Origin of the sequence: Tetragenococcus muriaticus DSM 15685 (assembly GCF_000423785.1) — a bacterium.
GTDB lineage: Bacteria > Bacillota > Bacilli > Lactobacillales > Enterococcaceae > Tetragenococcus > Tetragenococcus muriaticus.
In genome coordinates this window covers 1-15,670 of record NZ_AUIQ01000047.1, presented here as the reverse complement: position 1 = coordinate 15,670, position 15,670 = coordinate 1, and the positions used below count along the sequence as shown (strand labels likewise).

The following is a 15,670-nucleotide window of genomic DNA, read 5'->3' as shown; positions in this document are numbered from 1 at the left end:
GAAGTGGAAGACCCGTGAGGGTTGGAGCGGACGGATACTAATCGATCGAGCACTTAACCAAGGAAGGTTGATGGTTTCTTTTTCTCCAGTTTTGAGGGAATGGACGCATCCATTTCCGTGTGTGTGGTGATGATAGCAAGAAGGAGACACCTGTTCCCATGCCGAACACAGTCGTTAAGCTTCTTAGCGCCAATTGTAGTGAGGGGGCTTCCCCTTGTGAGAGTCGGACATCGCCACGCCGAACATTCCGGCATAGCTCAGTTGGTAGTAGCGCATGACTGTTAATCATGATGTCGTAGGTTCGAGTCCTACTGCCGGAGTTTGAATTAACAGTTGCAAAAGCGACCTTAGAAACTTTTTCTTGGGTCGTTTTTTTATCTATATATTTTGTCAAGTAAAGGTGCTAAAACTGCATTTACACAATATTCGCTTATTTCTCATGAAGAACGCAGACAAGCTGGAGCAGAAGTTATTGATACCATTCAGGCTGTAGACTATTATGAAGAACATGCATCTCACCTAAATCATGCAAATAAATATCATGTAACAGATATTGGAGAAGTAGCAGGTGAAGACTTAATTCCGTTTTTTAAAGAAAACTGGAAAAAGCCAATTGAAAAGGAAAAATGATATGCTAAAATGAATGGGAGTAAAAAGGAGTTGAATTTTTGGAAAAGACAAAGCTTTTATTTGACCTAGATGGAACAATCATTGATTCAAGTAGAGGGATTTACGCTTCACTTAATTATGCTATAAAAGAAATGAATCGTAGTCCACTTCCTCAAAAAACTTTAAAAACCTTTATCGGTCCTCCATTAATGGAATCTTTCCTCAATATTGGTATGTCAGAAGATGAGGCAAAAGAGGCTATTGATCATTATCGTACACTTTATAAAGAAAAAGGGATGTATCAAGTAACGCCGTATCAAGGGATTGAAAAAGTTTTAACGCAACTAGCAGAAAAATATGAACTGTTTATTGCGACATCCAAACCAGAATTTTTTGCGGTAAAAATCATGAAACATTTAGACTATATGAAATTTTTTAATGGTATTTATGGTGCGGATTTAAAAGGTGTACGTTCGGATAAAAAAGGAGTTATTCATGATGCTTTAAAAGCAGAAAAGATAGGAGATCTCTCAACTGTAGTCATGATTGGAGATCGAGCTCATGACATTACTGGAGCCAAAGAAAATGGCATTGATAGTATAGGTGTGCTTTACGGTTTTGGTGAGAAAAAGGAACTCATAGAAGCTGGAGCCCAAAAAATAATAAGTAAACCTACTGAGCTACTAAATATTTTCCAATAACAAACAGTTATTAGAAAAATACAAGATGTGGTTGACAATTATACTTGTTTTAGGTAACCTATATTTTGTGCGAAATAATTGCCGTCTTAGCTCAGCAGGTAGAGCACCACCATGGTAAGGTGGGGGTCGCCAGTTCGAATCTGGCAGACGGCTTGGCTTGGGAACCTTGATATATCAAGGTTCTTTTTTTGTATCTCCATTGATAATTTTCTTATAATAACGATTTTGGTGACGAAATAGGGACGAGTTTTTATCCTTCAAAAAATTTCGAGAAACGTTCCGCCGATTCTTGATGAATTTGCGGTCGTACATGAGAATAAATATCTAAAGTGGTTTCCACTTTCTCGTGTCCTAGTCGTTGCTGAACGATTTTAGGATGTTCATTCATTTCAAGCATTAGAGTAGCATGCGTGTGTCGTAACTCATGAAAAGTCACATTAGGCACCTCAGCTCGTTTGCAAATTTGAATTCTTGCACGCTTGATATTACTTTTTATCAAGAAGCCACCTTTAGTATTAGAAGCTACTAGAGAACTTCTAGGCATTTGCTTTTCCTTGTACTTTGCTAAATATTCCGCTTGGTACTGGGAAAGCGGAATTGAGCGCTTAGATGATTTTGTTTTTAAACGCCCTAGCTTGTCTTCTTCTTCATGATAAGCATGTCTAATATAAAGAATATTATGCTTGAGGTCGATGTCTTGCCATTGTATCCCCAAAGCTTCACCTAGTCTTAAACCGAATTGTAAAGCAAGCCAGAATGCCATATAGCTTTGATAATTTGTTGCGACCGATAAGAAACGATGGGCTTCTCCCTTGGACAACGTTGTTTTAGGTTTATACTCTACTTTGGGTTTAGATACACCTTGTAAAGGATTATTTTTTAGTTCGTTCCAGCTAAGCATCATTTTGTAAATCTGATTGAGTAAAGTATAAAATTTTACAACAGTGCCACCTGTCAACTTAGTTTCCTTTTTATTCAGAAACTTTTGAATCTCTAAGGGCCTTAAATCATTTAGCAGATGTTGTCCTAGCTCAGGTTGGATATGGTTTTTATAATTTGCTTGAGCAACCTTTAGCGCTTTGTAGGACAATTTTTTCGGTGCTATTAAGGTAATATAATCATCAAAACCTTGGTCTAATGTTTTATTTGTTTCCTCTAGATAATTTCCAGTTAGAAACTCTCTTCTCTGATTTACTTCATCTAATTCAGCTTCTTTCCTTGTTTTTCTGTTACTACCTACATATCGCTTGCCTTTAAAATAAACTTTCGAACGATAAGCAATAATGATGTTTTTCCTTTTTATTTTTTCAATTACCATTTTCTTTCAAACCTTTCAAGTGAATTGAAAGAGAACAGCTACATACACGCTTACCATACCAAACTGTCCTCCGCTTTTCAATTTTTTACTCATTTGGTTGTTCTAATATCCATTGTTTAAGAAAAGTATGGGTCTCTTGAACAGGGAAAATCCATTTACGTCCGACTTTTTTTCTAATTTGTCTAAAACGTGGATCCCTAAAGAAAGTATTCATAATATGTCCCTTAGAATTAGTAGAAACGTTCCAAGTAAATAGTTACTTGGCATATCTGACAAATGGAAAAAGTAGACAAAATATCCCTTCATTCTATGTCCCAATTTAAATAGGGGATTTGTTGCAATTTTTATGTTTTTTATTAAATATAATTAGAAAGAACGCAAAGAACTTGAAATACTAAAATGTTTTAATTGACGTACTTAATTAAGTACTTTATAATTAACTATAGAATTGAAAACTATTTTATTAATGAAAGAGGGGGGATTGACTCATGGAACAAACACCTATGAATCCTAGTTCAGCGCGCAAAAACTTTTATCGTTTATTAAAAGAAGTTAACGAGAATCATAGAGAAGTTGAGATTGTAAGTGAACGAAGCGAAAATAATGCTGTTTTGATAAGTTTAGAAGACTGGCGTTCGATTCAAGAAACTTTGTATTTAGAAGAAACCGGTGTTTTAGATAAAGTTCGAGAACGAGAGCAAGATTCTAGTGAATTTATCGATGTCGATGATATCGACTGGGAGGAACTATGAGCCAGAGTTACCAGGTGAAAATTCATTCAGGAGCAAAAAAGGATTTAAAAAAAATTAGGCAATCGAGCCTACAACCTTCTTTTGAGCGAATTGTACAAACGTTAAAAGAGGATCCTTATCTTCCCACACAATCTTTTGAGAAACTACAACCGAAGCATCTTGACAGATATTCACGTAGAATTAATCGGCAGCATCGTGTCGTTTATCATGTTGATGAGACTACGAAAACAGTATATATCTATTCTGCATGGTCTCATTATCAATAAAAGTGACAAGAATTTTTTTATCTTATCATTTCGTTACGTAACTTAATTCTATTAGAAAATGGATACTTTTATATCAAAATAAAAAAAGGGGCTGTGACATAAGTAGTCCCTTTTGATAATATTTCTAGTTTTTTAATGTGATTTTGAGCCTTCAAAAGGTAGTGAAATAAAGAAAAGAAGACCGGCTGTCGTTATTAGTCGTGATGAATATAATTTAGCATCGAATTTAATCATTGTTTGTCCCATTACCTCGACAGATAAAGAGCGCCCCTATTTTGTTTCAATTCAAAATGAAAAATTAAGTGAGAACAGTAAAATAAATACAAAGCAAGTCTATAGCTTGGATTATACCGAACAAGGTGGAAGAAAAATCCAAATTGTTGGAAGAGTCACGCAAAAGGAATTGATGAATATAGCCCAACATTTTCTTTTAAATTTTAACTTTAATTTTTGATCTAAAATTGAGGGGACATAATTACAAAAAGTATTTCTTCAAAGGTAATCGCAAGCGACGTGCCTTGTAAAGTAATTCGGAAAATTACCTAAGAAGATAGAACGAATTCTCAAGTATACTCTGGAATTTAATATTAACTTAATACTGAAAATGATAATTAAGGCCAGGCGTGTAAATTAAAAAAATGATAACGAGGAGGAAAAGTGAAATGGAATTACAAGGGCTTTTAAGAGAAATTGCAGAAAAAGGTGTGCTTTACCCAAATACTGAGGCTATTCAAATGATGGATGAAGTATCTAATGAAGCGCGGGAATTATGTATGAAACTTAATACAGGAGTTTATACGGATGAAGAAATTCGACAACAAATGTCTCAGATTATTGGGCAAGAGTTAGATGAAAATTTTTCTTTATTTTTGCCTTTTACCACCGATTTTGGTAAGAATATACGCATTGGAAAAGATGCCGTTATTAATTCCGGGTGTCGTTTTCAAGACCAAGGTGGCATTACCATTGGAGACCAAAGTTTAATCGGACATAATGTGGTTTTGGCGACGATTAACCATGATTACGATCCAGATAATCGTGGCATATTGCATTTAGCTCCTGTTGTACTAAAAGAAAAAACTTGGATTGGATCAAATGTAACCATTCTTCCTGGCGTAACTGTTGGGGAAAATTCAGTTGTTGCTGCAGGTTCAGTAGTGACTAAAGATGTAGCTCCTAATACGATTGTAGGGGGAAACCCAGCGAAGTTGATTAGTCACTTGGAAGACAAATTAAAATAAGAAGAAAAACACTGGATTATGTTTGTTTAAGAATTTTGACTTTAATTATAAAGCCTTTAAATTCTATTTATTAAAAGATGCAGGAGGTTTATTATGGCAAAGGTTTTTATTACGGGTTCTTCTACAGGACTTGGCGCACTCACGGCTAAAGAGTTGATTGCAGAAGGTAGTGAGGTCGTTTTGCATGCTCGAAATGATACACGAGCAGAGGACGCTTTAAAAGAAAATCCAGAAGCTAGTCATGTGGTGGTTGGTGACCTATCAAAAAAAGAAGAGATTATCTCTATAGCCGATCAAGTAAATCAATTAGGTCCCTTTGATGCAGTGATTCATAATGCTGGTGTAATGACATCCGATAGTAAAATAACTGCTACAGTCAACATAGAAGCGCCTTATATGTTGACAAAATTAATTGAGAAAACTGAACGACTGATTTACGTGTCATCAGACATGCATCCCAATTCCCAATTGGATATTAATAATTTAGCAGAGAGTGTAACCTACTCTGGTTCTAAGTTAGCGATATTATTACTAATGAAGTCGCTAGCACGTTTGTATCCGAATATAATAGTAAATGCAGTGGATCCAGGTTGGGTGCCTACGAGAATGGGAGGCACTGCTGCAAATGATAGCCTGCAAGACGGATACTTGTCACAAATCTGGCTCGCAACTGCAACAGATAGCCAAGTATTGAAATCAGGAAATTACTATTATCATAAGAAACTAACACACTATGATGAACGCGTTGATACTGTTGATTTACAAAATAATTTATTAACAAAGTTAGAAAAACTTACAAAAATCAAATTAGAAAAATAGGAGAAGGAATCTATTTTATTTTTTTCTCAAAAGAAAAAAACTAGCACTGGCCGCAGGAAACGATTTCTTGGGTACCAATGCTAGAAATTGGAGAGTCTAAAATGAATCTTCATTTTCCGGTTCTTCTTTTTTTTTATAAATTCTGAACCTCGCTCTTTGCTGATAGAAAGAAAGCTTTGTTTTTTTAACAGCTAATCAGAGTATGTTTAGGCAAGTAAAAATTTCTATGCCGGATCATTATTGGGCGCATGACCAAGTTCAGCTTGAATCATCCATATATTTTTTTCGATATCTCTTTTATAAGCAATAAAGACATCTTGTGTGGCATCATCGCCTTCTTCACCAGAAACCTCAATCCCTTTTTGATAAAGGTCTGCCAAATAACGGTAACCAGATACTAAAGTTTCCAAACGTTCGCTCATTGAACGATCCCAAGTACCAACTTCATCTTTGATCCCCGTATGATCAGCAAATTCTTGCAACGTGGAATAAGGAGAACCGTCCAATGCGACCAAGCGTTCTGCAATTTCATCTAACTGGTTGTTAATTTCATCCATATAATCATCCATCATTGGGTGCAATGTTAAGAATTTTGGTCCACGCATGTACCAATGGATTTGATGAATCACAGCGGCAAATTGACTTAAATCTGCTACTAATTGATTCAGTGTTTCTTTTGTCTTTTCAAATTTCATTGAAATTTCCTCCTCTTTTTATATGCTAAACGAACTACCTAATTGATAACGATTATCAATTATCCCTTATCCTTTGCGTCTTTTTGTCATGGTTACGACCTACAAACCAAAAAAGGAATTTTTTAGAATCACGCTCCTTTGATAAACTTAAAAAGTTTAGATTAGAATTATTATAATCTATTAAGTATTTTAAGCTATTGTATATAAAATGACAATCCTTTTTTGAAGAATTCTTTAACTTATCTATTTTAAAAACAATACCATTTTCATCTTTACTTAAAAGCATATTCATCGTAGAGAATATATGAAATAGAAGATGAAGCTATTCGACAAGTATTTATTGAAAAAAATCCATTCAACGAAAAAATAAATGAAATAATGAATTTTTATTAGATGCGCTTATGTACTTTATTAAGAAAGATAGCTATCTGGAATAAGAAAAGGTCTTTTCTATTCACTTTAAGAGAAATGTTGACTTTATATAGATAATTATCTATGTAAGGAGAGCTAAAAATGCATTATGAATTAACTGCAAAAGTTTTTAAAGCCTTGGGAGATCCCACAAGGTTACAAATTGTTGATATGTTGTCTTGTGGAGAGCGGTGCGCATGCGATCTATTAGAACTCTTTGATTTCACTCAACCTACGTTATCCCATCATATGAAAGTATTAATCAATGCAGGAATTGTGAAAACAAGAAAAGTAGGGACGTGGCATAATTATTCATTAAATGAGAGTCATATGAAAGCTCTCTCTACTATTGTTCAAGATTTGAGGCAAAACACCGACGATTGTATTTGCAATACTATTGCAAATAAGAATTGTTCAGTAAATAATAGAGAGAAAGTAAAGCCTAATAAAGATAATATCTGGTGAAATAAAAATTATCACCGTGTAAAGGACTTTTTTATCATTTATTTTACCGTTTGTTATTTCGAAAAAATTAAGGAGAAAGTGATATGAACCAAGAGGAGAAAATAAACTCGCAGGAAAATACTGGTATGGGATTATGGGAACGTTATTTGTCACTTTGGGTGGCACTTGCTATGATTGCAGGGGTTTTATTAAGTCAACTCGTACCAGCAATTCCAGAATTTTTAAATCAATTTGAATATTATAATGTTTCAATTCCTACAGCAATTCTTATTTGGCTAATGATTTTTCCAATGATGTTAAAAATAGATTTTAGCAGTCTTTTGCATGCAGGAAAAAAACCTAAAGGTCTCATGTTAACAACTACGATTAACTGGTTAATTAAACCGTTCACTATGTTTGCCATTTCTGCTTTTTTCTTTTTATTTGTATTTCGCCCTTTTTTAGATACAGATTTAGCTAGAGAATATATTGCAGGAGCTGTTTTGTTGGGCGCAGCCCCTTGTACAGCAATGGTATTTGTATGGAGTAGTTTAACTAAGGGAGATCCAGCATACACGTTGTTACAAGTTTCTATAAACGACATTATTGTTCTCTTTTTGTATGCTCCGATTGTCGCTCTTTTATTAGGAGTAGGAAATGTTTCCGTACCTATGGAAACCCTTTTTCTTTCGATATTTGTCTTTATTGTTATTCCTCTAGCTTTAGGAATTATTGTTCGAAAGTATGTAATAAGTAACAAGGGCAAAAGTTATTTTGAGAATACGTTTGTAAATAAATTTGATGGAACGACGAGGATCGGCTTATTATTAACGTTAATTATTATTTTTTCTTTTCAAGGAGACCAAATTTTAAGTAATCCATTTCATATTTTATTAATTGCTATCCCCCTGGTTATTCAAAACATTGCTGTTTTCTTTCTTGGGTATGGTGGAGCAAGAGCATGTAAATTACCTTTTTCTATAGCAGCGCCAGCAGCAATGGTTGGAACAAGTAACTTTTTTGAACTTGCAGTAGCTGTTTCGGTTTCATTATTTGGGTTAAATTCAGGGGCCACTTTAGCCACTGTGGTTGGTGTTTTAATAGAGGTCCCGATAATGCTATTGCTAGTGAAATTTTCAAATAAAACGAAGCACTGGTTTGATAAGTATGAATATTAAACAATTATCGCAAAATAAAAAATAGTGATTAACTATTAAAAAAAGTTAACATCTGCTGATACTTAGTAGATGTTAACTTAATAATATTTTTGTCTTCGTTTCATCTATGCCATAGCTTCGATAATGATTATCTTGAGTGAAATTTTTCAATAGCTGACCGAATCTCATCCCTAACACGTTGAAACACTGGCCAACCTTGACCTGCCGGGTCGTCGAATTTCCAATGTTCTTTTTTTACATGGGGAGGCAATATAGGACAATTTTTATCTGCATCACTACATAAAGTTATCACTAAATCTGATTGTTTTAAGGTTTTACTATCAATCGAATCAGAATTATGGTTTGAAATATCAATTCCTATTTCTTTCATGACTTCTACTGCTCTAGGGTTTACACCATGAGTTTCAATGCCAGCAGAATATACATTCCACTCTTTACCTAGTATTTTTTTACCCCAACCTTCGGCCATTTGACTGCGACAAGAATTACCTGTACATATAAAATAAACTGTTTTTTTCCCCATGATTAGTTCCTCCTTTTCCCTAAAATAGTAAAGATAACAACGTTGTTCATTTCAATTAAACATGTTTTAATAAGTCATCATTCCGTCATTCGTTATAAAATGTGAATCTTGGTTTTGGTTGATTCCAAACCAATTTTTCGTGTAGTTGATAATTCTTTATAAGTATATTAGGATGACATTAATATACATCGACATCTATATTATAATCATACATGAGGAGGCTATAAATTGGCAAAACATTGGTGGCAAGAAGTGGTTGTGTATCAAATTTATCCACGGAGCTTTAAAGATAGTAATGGTGACGGTGTCGGAGATATAAGAGGTATCATAGAAAAGTTGGACTATTTGGAGAAACTAGGGATCGGAGCGATTTGGCTTTCTCCTGTCTACCAATCTCCAAATGATGATAATGGTTATGACATTTCTAATTATCGATCAATTATGGACGAATTTGGAAGCATGGAGGACATGGACAAACTAATAGCAGAAGCTGATAAACGTGACATCAAAGTGATTATGGATTTAGTAGTCAATCATACTTCAGATGAGCACCAATGGTTTATTGAAGCGAAAAAAGGAAAAGATAACCCCTATCGTGATTATTATATTTGGAAAGATCCTTCTGAAAATGGTGGACCACCTAACGATCTGACCTCAATGTTTTCCGGATCAGCTTGGGAGTTTGATGAAGCAAGCGGCCAGTACTATCTACATCTTTTTAGTAAAAAGCAGCCTGATTTGAATTGGAAAAATGAAGAAATGCGTCAATCGATCTACGATATGATGAATTTTTGGATTGATAAGGGTGTTGGTGGTTTTCGAATGGATGTGATTGATCTCATTGGAAAAGTCCCAGAAGAAAAAATACTCACGAATGGCCCCAAATTACATGATTATTTACAGGAAATGCATGAGGCTACTTTTGGTAATCATGATTTACTTACTGTTGGTGAGACGATGGCTGTTACTCCACAAACAGCGAAATTATATTCGAACCCTAGCCGTAAAGAATTATCCATGGTCTTTCAATTTCAACACGTTGGTTTGGATAAACAGAAGGGCAAAGAAAAGTGGGATTTAAAGTCCATTGATATTGCAGAATTGAAAGAGGTTTTAGTTAAATGGCAAACAGAATTAGATGGCCAAAGCTGGAATTCGTTGTTCTGGAATAATCATGATCAACCACGTATTGTTTCGCGATGGGGTAATGATCAAGAATATCGTGTAGAAAGTGCGAAAATGCTAGCCATTTTATTGCATATGATGAAAGGAACGCCCTATATTTATCAGGGAGAAGAAATTGGTGCTACGGGGACACCTTTCAGCGATATTTCAGAAATCAAGGATATTGAGTCGATCAATATGTATCATGAACGTTTAGCAGAAGGTTATGCAAAGGAAGAGATTATAGCTTCTATTAACGCAAAAGGAAGAGATAACTCTCGCCGCCCAATTCCTTGGAATGCCAGTAGAAACGGTGGATTCACGTCGGGTACTCCTTGGATTGCTTTGAATGAAAACTATAAAGAAATTAATGTTGAAGCAGCTTTGAATAACCCTAATTCTGTCTTTTATACCTACCAAAAGCTTATTCAATTACGTAAAGATCATCCAATTATGGTTTGGGGAGATTTTGAATTAGTGGATACGGTCGATGAGGTATTTAGCTATTATCGGATGTACAACGGAGAACGTTGGTTGATTGTGACAAATTTTTCCAATGAAGAACAATTTTTTTCTTCAAAAGAAGAAATCGAAGAAATCATTATACAAAATACATCTGATAGAGTAACAACATTAAAAGATATTACATTACAGCCATGGCAAGCATTTGTAGCAAAAATTAAATAGGAAAAAATTGTCGAATAAAAATGGTTTTTTATATGCGCTGTTCTTCTTTTCTACTCGGGTTATTTTTAGAATGTTTTCTTGTATAAATGTACATTTTCTCGTAAGTAATAGATCTCTCTTATATTTCTTTACTAACCAATACACATGACCAAAGCTTGGACTTCTGATGATATTAAGTAAAGAATACAAAGTAATTGTTGAAACTTAAGATGCAATTTATTATAATAAGCTTATTTCAAGGGGAAAGAGAGGATAAAAGAGATGAGAAAAAAGCATCTATCTATTTTTCAAACAATTTCTTTAGGGTTTGCTGGTTTGATTTTAATTGGGGCTGGTATTTTAATGCTCCCAATTTCATCTAGAAGTGGTGAAGTTACCTCATTTATAGATTCACTGTTTACTGCTACTTCAGCGGTTTGTATTACCGGGCTAACGACGTTGACGACTAGTGAACATTGGACAGTTTTTGGCCAGTCGGTGATTTTATTGTTAATTGAAATTGGCGCTCTCGGTTTTATGTCAATTCCAGTGTTCTTTTTTGTACTCTCCAAAAGAAGAATTAGCTTAAGTACACGAATGGTCTTACAGGAGACCTTAAATTCTGACCGTATGTCAGGAGAAATACGGTCATTGTTAAACATAATAAAAACTGCATCGGCTATACAAGTGTTAGGTGTTATTTTACTAGGAATATATTTTGTTCCCCTATTTGGATGGAAAAAAGGGTTATGGTATAGTCTTTTTCATGCTGTTTCCAGTTTTTGTAACGCTGGTTTTGATTTGTTTGGAAATAGTCTTGTGGGGTTTCAAAATAATCCTTGGGTTTTAATGGTTATTAGCTTTTTAATTATTGCAGGAGGTCTTGGGTTCTTTGTTTGGAGCGATCTATTGTTAAGGGCTAAAGGAAAACGACAATTAAGTTTACATAGTAAATTGGCTCTATGGATAACTGCATCTTTGTTGGTACTAGGGGCGTTAAGTTTTCTTATTACAGAATATAATAATCCTGAGCTTAGCACGGGGGCTTTTGGTAAACGCATTTTTAATACGATTTTTATGTCAGTTACGCCACGTACCGCTGGTTTTTATTCAATAGATTATTTCTCAATGACACATGCAGGTTTGATGCTGACAATGGTTTTGATGTTTATTGGAGGGACATCCGGATCGACAGCAGGAGGCCTTAAGACAACGACCTTTGCTGTATTATTAATAAAAATATATAGTACATTTAAGGGTCGTAGTCATGCAGAAATTCATGATCGTACGATTAGAGAAGGTACTGTAACACGGGCGTTTACATTATTTTTCTTGTTCTTATCTGTTATTATTTTAAGCACAATGATTCTTTCTATTACTGAAGTCATTCCGGATGTTAATGGATTAGGACTAGAATATATAGTATTTGAAGTGGTTTCAGCTATTGGAACTGTCGGGCTTACTATGGGGCTTACACCAGAGTTAACTATTATAGGAAAAATCATTATTTTACTATTGATGTTTATAGGTAGGGTGGGCGTTATGACCGTCTTTTTCTCTCTAGTTTTACGCGCGAATCAAAAAGAAGCGAGCTTTAAATATCCTGAGGAGACTATCATTATTGGATAATTCTCATATGCTAATAGCGTAATCATAATAGTTGGAATATTTTTATAACCTTAACTACAAGAAATTTATCAAAATATTCAAACAAAATAAAAATAAGTATTGCAGTGATTAATTTAATTTGTTATTATAATTTCAATTAAACGAAAGGGGTAGAGATAATGAATAAGACAGTAACTTCACAAATGAATGTCAATAGCGTTGTTTCTACGCCTTTGTCACATCAAGAATTATTATTATTAGTTAAGTAGCCAGGATTCTACCTATTTTTAGTAGAGTCCTATTTCTCGTGGATTGGGCTCTTAACTAAGGCGGCAGCCCATGAAACGGGTTGCCGCCTTTTTTTGGTTATTATTCAACGAATAGTTTTAATTTTTGATGGTGTTTAATAAATTACCCTGAGGAGGAAAAATGTTATGCAAATGAAAAAATGGTTTTTGGGGGCTATAGGTTTTTCCACGCTATTTATTACAGCATGTTCTAGTGGTAGTGGTGGAGAAGAAGGAAATACTGCTGAAGATGGAGAACCGATTAATATTGGTTCAATGTTTGAACTAACTGGTTCTGCCTCCGCTTATGGAAATACTCAAGCAAACGCTGTTCAAATGGCAGCAGATGAAATTAACGAAGATGGTGGAATTGATGGTCAAGAGATTAATATCGAAGAATATGATACACAATCTGATGAAGCAGAAGCCTCTAGTGTTGCGACACGTTTGTCCACACGTGATAATGTGGTTGCGATGATTGGCCCGGCATTGACTGGACCTATGCAAGCGTCAATTCCAAATGCAAATGAAGCTCAGGTACCACTTATCTCTCCAAGTGCGACTGATGATGGTGTTTTAACGAATGAAGATGGAGATGTACATCCATATGCTTATCGAACAGGCTTTACGAATTCTTTCCAGGGAGGCGCACTAGCAACTTTTGCTAACGATGAACTGGATGCAGAAAGAGCAGTTATTTTAGGAGATAATTCAAGTGATTACGCAACGGGCTTGACGGAGGAATTTACGGAGGCTTTTGATGGGGAGATCGTGTCTGTTGAGAACTTCTCTGAAGGTCAGAATGACTTTAACGCTGAATTAACCAACATCGAGCAAATGGATTTTGATGTTATTTTTGTTCCAGGGTATTATGAAGAAGGCGGACCTATCATTAACCAAGCTCGAGAAATGGGGATAGATCAGCCTATTTTAGGCCCAGATGGTTTTGGTAATGAGATCATTTATGAACTAGCTTCTCCAGAAAATATGGATAATATTTACCATACCTCACATTTTGTTCTAACCAGTGATGATCCTGATACGCAAGACTTTGTTGCTAATTATCGTGAAAATTTTGATACGGATCCGGACATGTTTGCAGGACTAGCTTATGACACTGTTTATTTACTAAAAGAAGCGATTGAAGAAACAGGCTCAACAAATTCAGAAGATATCAATACAGGTCTTGAGAATATTGAAGATTTTGCTGGTATTACGGGCACTTTTTCTTTTGATGACATGCATGATCCTATTAAAACAGTTAGCATTATCGAAGTTCAAGAGGGGGAAGAAGTGGGAACTAGCGAAGTTGAACCAGATGGAGAGTAGAAATTTATTTGTAAGTATCCTTTAATCATTTATCGGAGAGCATGTTTCTAACGCTTAAATAGAAGACTAGTTTGACAAATTACAATAAAGGGCGTCCGTGTACTAATTTAATAATAGGTAAGTACAGCAATAATTTACTGAAAATTCAGAAGAGTCTGCTTTTATTTTGTTAATAGTAATGTCAAATGCTCTCCTTTGATGAGGATATGATGCAAAGAAAATGGATAATATTTTTCATTTTTACATCATTACGAAAATATAAGAAAACGAAGAATTACTGGAAGGAGAAACAAAAATGGAAGCTTTTATCCAACAATTAATTAATGGTCTTTCAGTAGGAAGTGTGTATGCTTTGATTGCTCTAGGATACACAATGGTTTATGGGATCATAAAATTAATTAATTTTGCTCACGGTGATATTTATATGATTGGGGCATTCGTAAGTTATTTTATATTTTTAAGCTTAGAATGGAACATATTTGTGACACTAGCACTAACCATGCTCGTCACAGCGTTTTTAGGTGTCTTTATTGAAAAAGTTGCTTATAAACCTTTAAGAAATTCTCCACGTATTACAGCACTAATTACAGCAATTGCTATGTCGTACTTATTACAAAACATTATGATCTATGTTGTTGGACCAGAAGCAAGGTCTTTTCCTCAATTAATTCAGAATGATACTTATACTTTGGGAAATATAAGCATTAACCAAATGGAAATCTTACTATTAGGCACATCGCTTGTACTTATGGTTTTACTACAATTAGTTGTTCAAAAAACAAAAATGGGAAAAGCCATGCGTGCAGTTAGCATTGACTCAAAAGCTGCACAATTGATGGGAATTAATCCCAACACAATCATTAGTTTTACCTTTTTACTAGGCTCTGCTTTGGCAGGGGCAGGTGGATTATTAGTCGGCATGTATTATAATACGATTGATCCAACGATGGGAGCGACGCCAGGTTTGAAAGCTTTTGTTGCTGCTGTTTTTGGAGGAATAGGTGTGATCCCTGGAGCGATGGTTGGAGGTCTCCTTATTGGTATTATTGAGGTAATGATTTCTGCCTATGGAAATTCCATGATACGCGACGCTGTGGTTTACCTTATTTTGATTTTAATCCTACTGGTTCGTCCATCAGGACTTTTAGGAAAATCAAATAAAGAGAAAGTGTAGGTGGAAAAAATGAGATTGTTTAGTAAATTAAATATTACCTGGTTTATTATCGCTTTGTTAGGGTTCTTCGCTATTGATTCATTTGTTTATTTTGGTATTATTGATCCTTTTTATGAAATTACATTAGTTAATATATTAATAAACCTGAATGATTTCTAAAAATTTGTGGATAACTAATCGGGCCGGTCAACAGGGTTGTTGTTCGTGTTATTTTCTATTTTTACTGTCGATTTTGAGCCAAGTACAGGAAAGAACTACTGTAGAACGCTAAAAAAGGATAAAGTTCTTCCTAGAAGGTGGAAAATAAGCTTTTTATAAGGAAAGAGTGAAGTGAATAAGTTAAAGATTCAATCGCTGAATTCGCGTAAGGACTTCCCAGAAAAGCGTGTTATAAACGTTGGTACTAGAAAGGTGAACTTGAATTTTTCGCGCATGTTCCGTGACTCTCCCTGCGATATGGAACAATTGAAAGCGTATCGTGTCAA

At 34.8% G+C, this 15,670-nt stretch carries 17 protein-coding genes, 2 tRNA genes, 1 rRNA gene and 1 pseudogene; 17 read left to right on the top strand and 4 right to left on the bottom strand.

Going from position 1 to position 15,670, the window contains the following annotated elements; all coding sequences use genetic code 11:
• The first annotated feature begins 122 nt into the window (after positions 1 to 122).
• The 5 genes from rrf to G577_RS0107800 all read left to right on the top strand — a co-directional run bounded on the left by rrf (position 123) and on the right by G577_RS0107800 (position 1,463).
• A 5S ribosomal RNA gene (gene rrf, locus G577_RS0107820) occupies positions 123 to 239 on the top strand.
• Positions 240 to 246: 7 nt separating this feature from the next.
• Positions 247 to 320, top strand: a tRNA-Asn gene (locus G577_RS0107815).
• Between the two features lie 67 nt (positions 321 to 387).
• A complete protein-coding gene (locus G577_RS0107810; protein WP_028790739.1) occupies positions 388 to 630 on the top strand; it encodes a hypothetical protein in 243 nt (80 codons plus the stop codon).
• A gap of 38 nt (positions 631 to 668) precedes the next feature.
• A complete protein-coding gene (locus tag G577_RS0107805) occupies positions 669 to 1,310 on the top strand; it encodes an NIF family HAD-type phosphatase (RefSeq protein WP_028790738.1) in 642 nt (213 codons plus the stop codon).
• Between the two features lie 80 nt (positions 1,311 to 1,390).
• A tRNA-Thr gene (locus tag G577_RS0107800) sits at positions 1,391 to 1,463 on the top strand.
• A 97-nt stretch (positions 1,464 to 1,560) separates the two neighbouring features.
• Here G577_RS0107800 and G577_RS0107795 read toward each other — a convergent pair.
• Positions 1,561 to 2,628, bottom strand: a complete 1,068-nt coding sequence (locus G577_RS0107795; protein ID WP_028790737.1) for a tyrosine-type recombinase/integrase — start codon at positions 2,626 to 2,628, stop codon at positions 1,561 to 1,563.
• A gap of 488 nt (positions 2,629 to 3,116) precedes the next feature.
• On the opposite strand from G577_RS0107795, the gene G577_RS0107785 reads away from it, so the two are divergent.
• The 5 genes and pseudogenes from G577_RS0107785 (at position 3,117) to G577_RS0107770 (ending at position 5,706) form a co-directional block, all read left to right on the top strand.
• Positions 3,117 to 3,380 (top strand): type II toxin-antitoxin system Phd/YefM family antitoxin, encoded by a 264-nt coding sequence (locus tag G577_RS0107785; protein ID WP_028790736.1) that lies wholly within the window; start codon positions 3,117 to 3,119, stop codon positions 3,378 to 3,380.
• The gene (locus tag G577_RS0107780; protein WP_028790735.1) at positions 3,377 to 3,646 is read left to right on the top strand and encodes a Txe/YoeB family addiction module toxin; all 270 of its coding nucleotides are present in this window, start codon (positions 3,377 to 3,379) and stop codon (positions 3,644 to 3,646) included. Before G577_RS0107785 ends, G577_RS0107780 begins: the two co-directional genes overlap by 4 nt.
• Positions 3,647 to 3,785: 139 nt before the next feature.
• Positions 3,786 to 4,100 (top strand): annotated as a pseudogene (locus G577_RS11865) (type II toxin-antitoxin system PemK/MazF family toxin); the annotation flags it as partial.
• Positions 4,101 to 4,308: 208 nt separating this feature from the next.
• Positions 4,309 to 4,887, top strand: a complete 579-nt coding sequence (locus tag G577_RS0107775; RefSeq protein ID WP_028790734.1) for a DapH/DapD/GlmU-related protein — start codon at positions 4,309 to 4,311, stop codon at positions 4,885 to 4,887.
• 93 nt (positions 4,888 to 4,980) lie between these two features.
• Positions 4,981 to 5,706 (top strand): SDR family NAD(P)-dependent oxidoreductase, encoded by a 726-nt coding sequence (locus tag G577_RS0107770; protein WP_028790733.1) that lies wholly within the window; start codon positions 4,981 to 4,983, stop codon positions 5,704 to 5,706.
• Between the two features lie 224 nt (positions 5,707 to 5,930).
• On the opposite strand, the gene G577_RS0107765 is transcribed toward G577_RS0107770, so the two are convergent.
• Positions 5,931 to 6,401: a Dps family protein gene (locus G577_RS0107765; RefSeq protein ID WP_028790732.1), complete on the bottom strand. Its 471-nt coding sequence runs from the start codon at positions 6,399 to 6,401 to the stop codon at positions 5,931 to 5,933.
• A gap of 513 nt (positions 6,402 to 6,914) precedes the next feature.
• Here G577_RS0107765 and G577_RS0107760 point away from each other — a divergent pair.
• Positions 6,915 to 7,277, top strand: a complete 363-nt coding sequence (locus G577_RS0107760; protein WP_028790731.1) for an ArsR/SmtB family transcription factor — start codon at positions 6,915 to 6,917, stop codon at positions 7,275 to 7,277.
• An 83-nt stretch (positions 7,278 to 7,360) separates the two neighbouring features.
• Positions 7,361 to 8,434: an ACR3 family arsenite efflux transporter gene (gene arsB / locus G577_RS0107755; protein ID WP_051176730.1), complete on the top strand. Its 1,074-nt coding sequence runs from the start codon at positions 7,361 to 7,363 to the stop codon at positions 8,432 to 8,434.
• A 127-nt stretch (positions 8,435 to 8,561) separates the two neighbouring features.
• Here the strand turns inward: arsB and arsC are convergent, their stop codons facing one another.
• Positions 8,562 to 8,957 (bottom strand): arsenate reductase (thioredoxin), encoded by a 396-nt coding sequence (gene arsC, locus G577_RS0107750; RefSeq protein WP_028790729.1) that lies wholly within the window; start codon positions 8,955 to 8,957, stop codon positions 8,562 to 8,564.
• Between the two features lie 228 nt (positions 8,958 to 9,185).
• Here arsC and G577_RS0107745 point away from each other — a divergent pair, with 228 nt between their 5' ends.
• The 5 genes from G577_RS0107745 to G577_RS12045 all read left to right on the top strand — a co-directional run bounded on the left by G577_RS0107745 (position 9,186) and on the right by G577_RS12045 (position 15,344).
• Entirely contained in the window at positions 9,186 to 10,808 is a 1,623-nt protein-coding gene (locus tag G577_RS0107745) for a glycoside hydrolase family 13 protein (RefSeq protein ID WP_028790728.1), read from the top strand.
• Between the two features lie 261 nt (positions 10,809 to 11,069).
• Positions 11,070 to 12,416, top strand: coding sequence for a TrkH family potassium uptake protein (locus tag G577_RS0107740; RefSeq protein WP_028790727.1), 1,347 nt, complete (start codon positions 11,070 to 11,072; stop codon positions 12,414 to 12,416).
• A gap of 413 nt (positions 12,417 to 12,829) precedes the next feature.
• Entirely contained in the window at positions 12,830 to 14,011 is a 1,182-nt protein-coding gene (locus tag G577_RS0107730) for an ABC transporter substrate-binding protein (protein ID WP_234752625.1), read from the top strand.
• 295 nt (positions 14,012 to 14,306) lie between these two features.
• A complete protein-coding gene (locus tag G577_RS0107725; RefSeq protein ID WP_028790725.1) occupies positions 14,307 to 15,185 on the top strand; it encodes a branched-chain amino acid ABC transporter permease in 879 nt (292 codons plus the stop codon).
• A 9-nt stretch (positions 15,186 to 15,194) separates the two neighbouring features.
• A complete protein-coding gene (locus G577_RS12045) occupies positions 15,195 to 15,344 on the top strand; it encodes a hypothetical protein (protein ID WP_155988500.1) in 150 nt (49 codons plus the stop codon).
• Between the two features lie 180 nt (positions 15,345 to 15,524).
• Here the strand turns inward: G577_RS12045 and G577_RS11860 are convergent.
• The coding region (locus G577_RS11860) for a transposase (protein WP_211219228.1) at positions 15,525 to 15,670 on the bottom strand (146 nt) is incomplete at its 5' end.

Excerpts from the sequence above, each read along its gene's own strand:
- G577_RS0107795 (WP_028790737.1), bottom strand. The coding sequence starts at position 2,628 with ATGGTAATTGAAAAAATAAAAAGGAAAAACATCATTATTGCTTATCGT.
- G577_RS0107785 (WP_028790736.1), top strand. The coding sequence starts at position 3,117 with ATGGAACAAACACCTATGAATCCTAGTTCAGCGCGCAAAAACTTTTAT.
- G577_RS0107780 (WP_028790735.1), top strand. The coding sequence starts at position 3,377 with ATGAGCCAGAGTTACCAGGTGAAAATTCATTCAGGAGCAAAAAAGGAT.
- G577_RS0107775 (WP_028790734.1), top strand. The coding sequence starts at position 4,309 with ATGGAATTACAAGGGCTTTTAAGAGAAATTGCAGAAAAAGGTGTGCTT.
- G577_RS0107770 (WP_028790733.1), top strand. The coding sequence starts at position 4,981 with ATGGCAAAGGTTTTTATTACGGGTTCTTCTACAGGACTTGGCGCACTC.
- G577_RS0107765 (WP_028790732.1), bottom strand. The coding sequence starts at position 6,401 with ATGAAATTTGAAAAGACAAAAGAAACACTGAATCAATTAGTAGCAGAT.
- G577_RS0107760 (WP_028790731.1), top strand. The coding sequence starts at position 6,915 with ATGCATTATGAATTAACTGCAAAAGTTTTTAAAGCCTTGGGAGATCCC.
- arsB (WP_051176730.1), top strand. The coding sequence starts at position 7,361 with ATGAACCAAGAGGAGAAAATAAACTCGCAGGAAAATACTGGTATGGGA.
- arsC (WP_028790729.1), bottom strand. The coding sequence starts at position 8,957 with ATGGGGAAAAAAACAGTTTATTTTATATGTACAGGTAATTCTTGTCGC.
- G577_RS0107740 (WP_028790727.1), top strand. The coding sequence starts at position 11,070 with ATGAGAAAAAAGCATCTATCTATTTTTCAAACAATTTCTTTAGGGTTT.
- G577_RS0107730 (WP_234752625.1), top strand. The coding sequence starts at position 12,830 with ATGCAAATGAAAAAATGGTTTTTGGGGGCTATAGGTTTTTCCACGCTA.
- G577_RS0107725 (WP_028790725.1), top strand. The coding sequence starts at position 14,307 with ATGGAAGCTTTTATCCAACAATTAATTAATGGTCTTTCAGTAGGAAGT.
- G577_RS12045 (WP_155988500.1), top strand. The coding sequence starts at position 15,195 with ATGAGATTGTTTAGTAAATTAAATATTACCTGGTTTATTATCGCTTTG.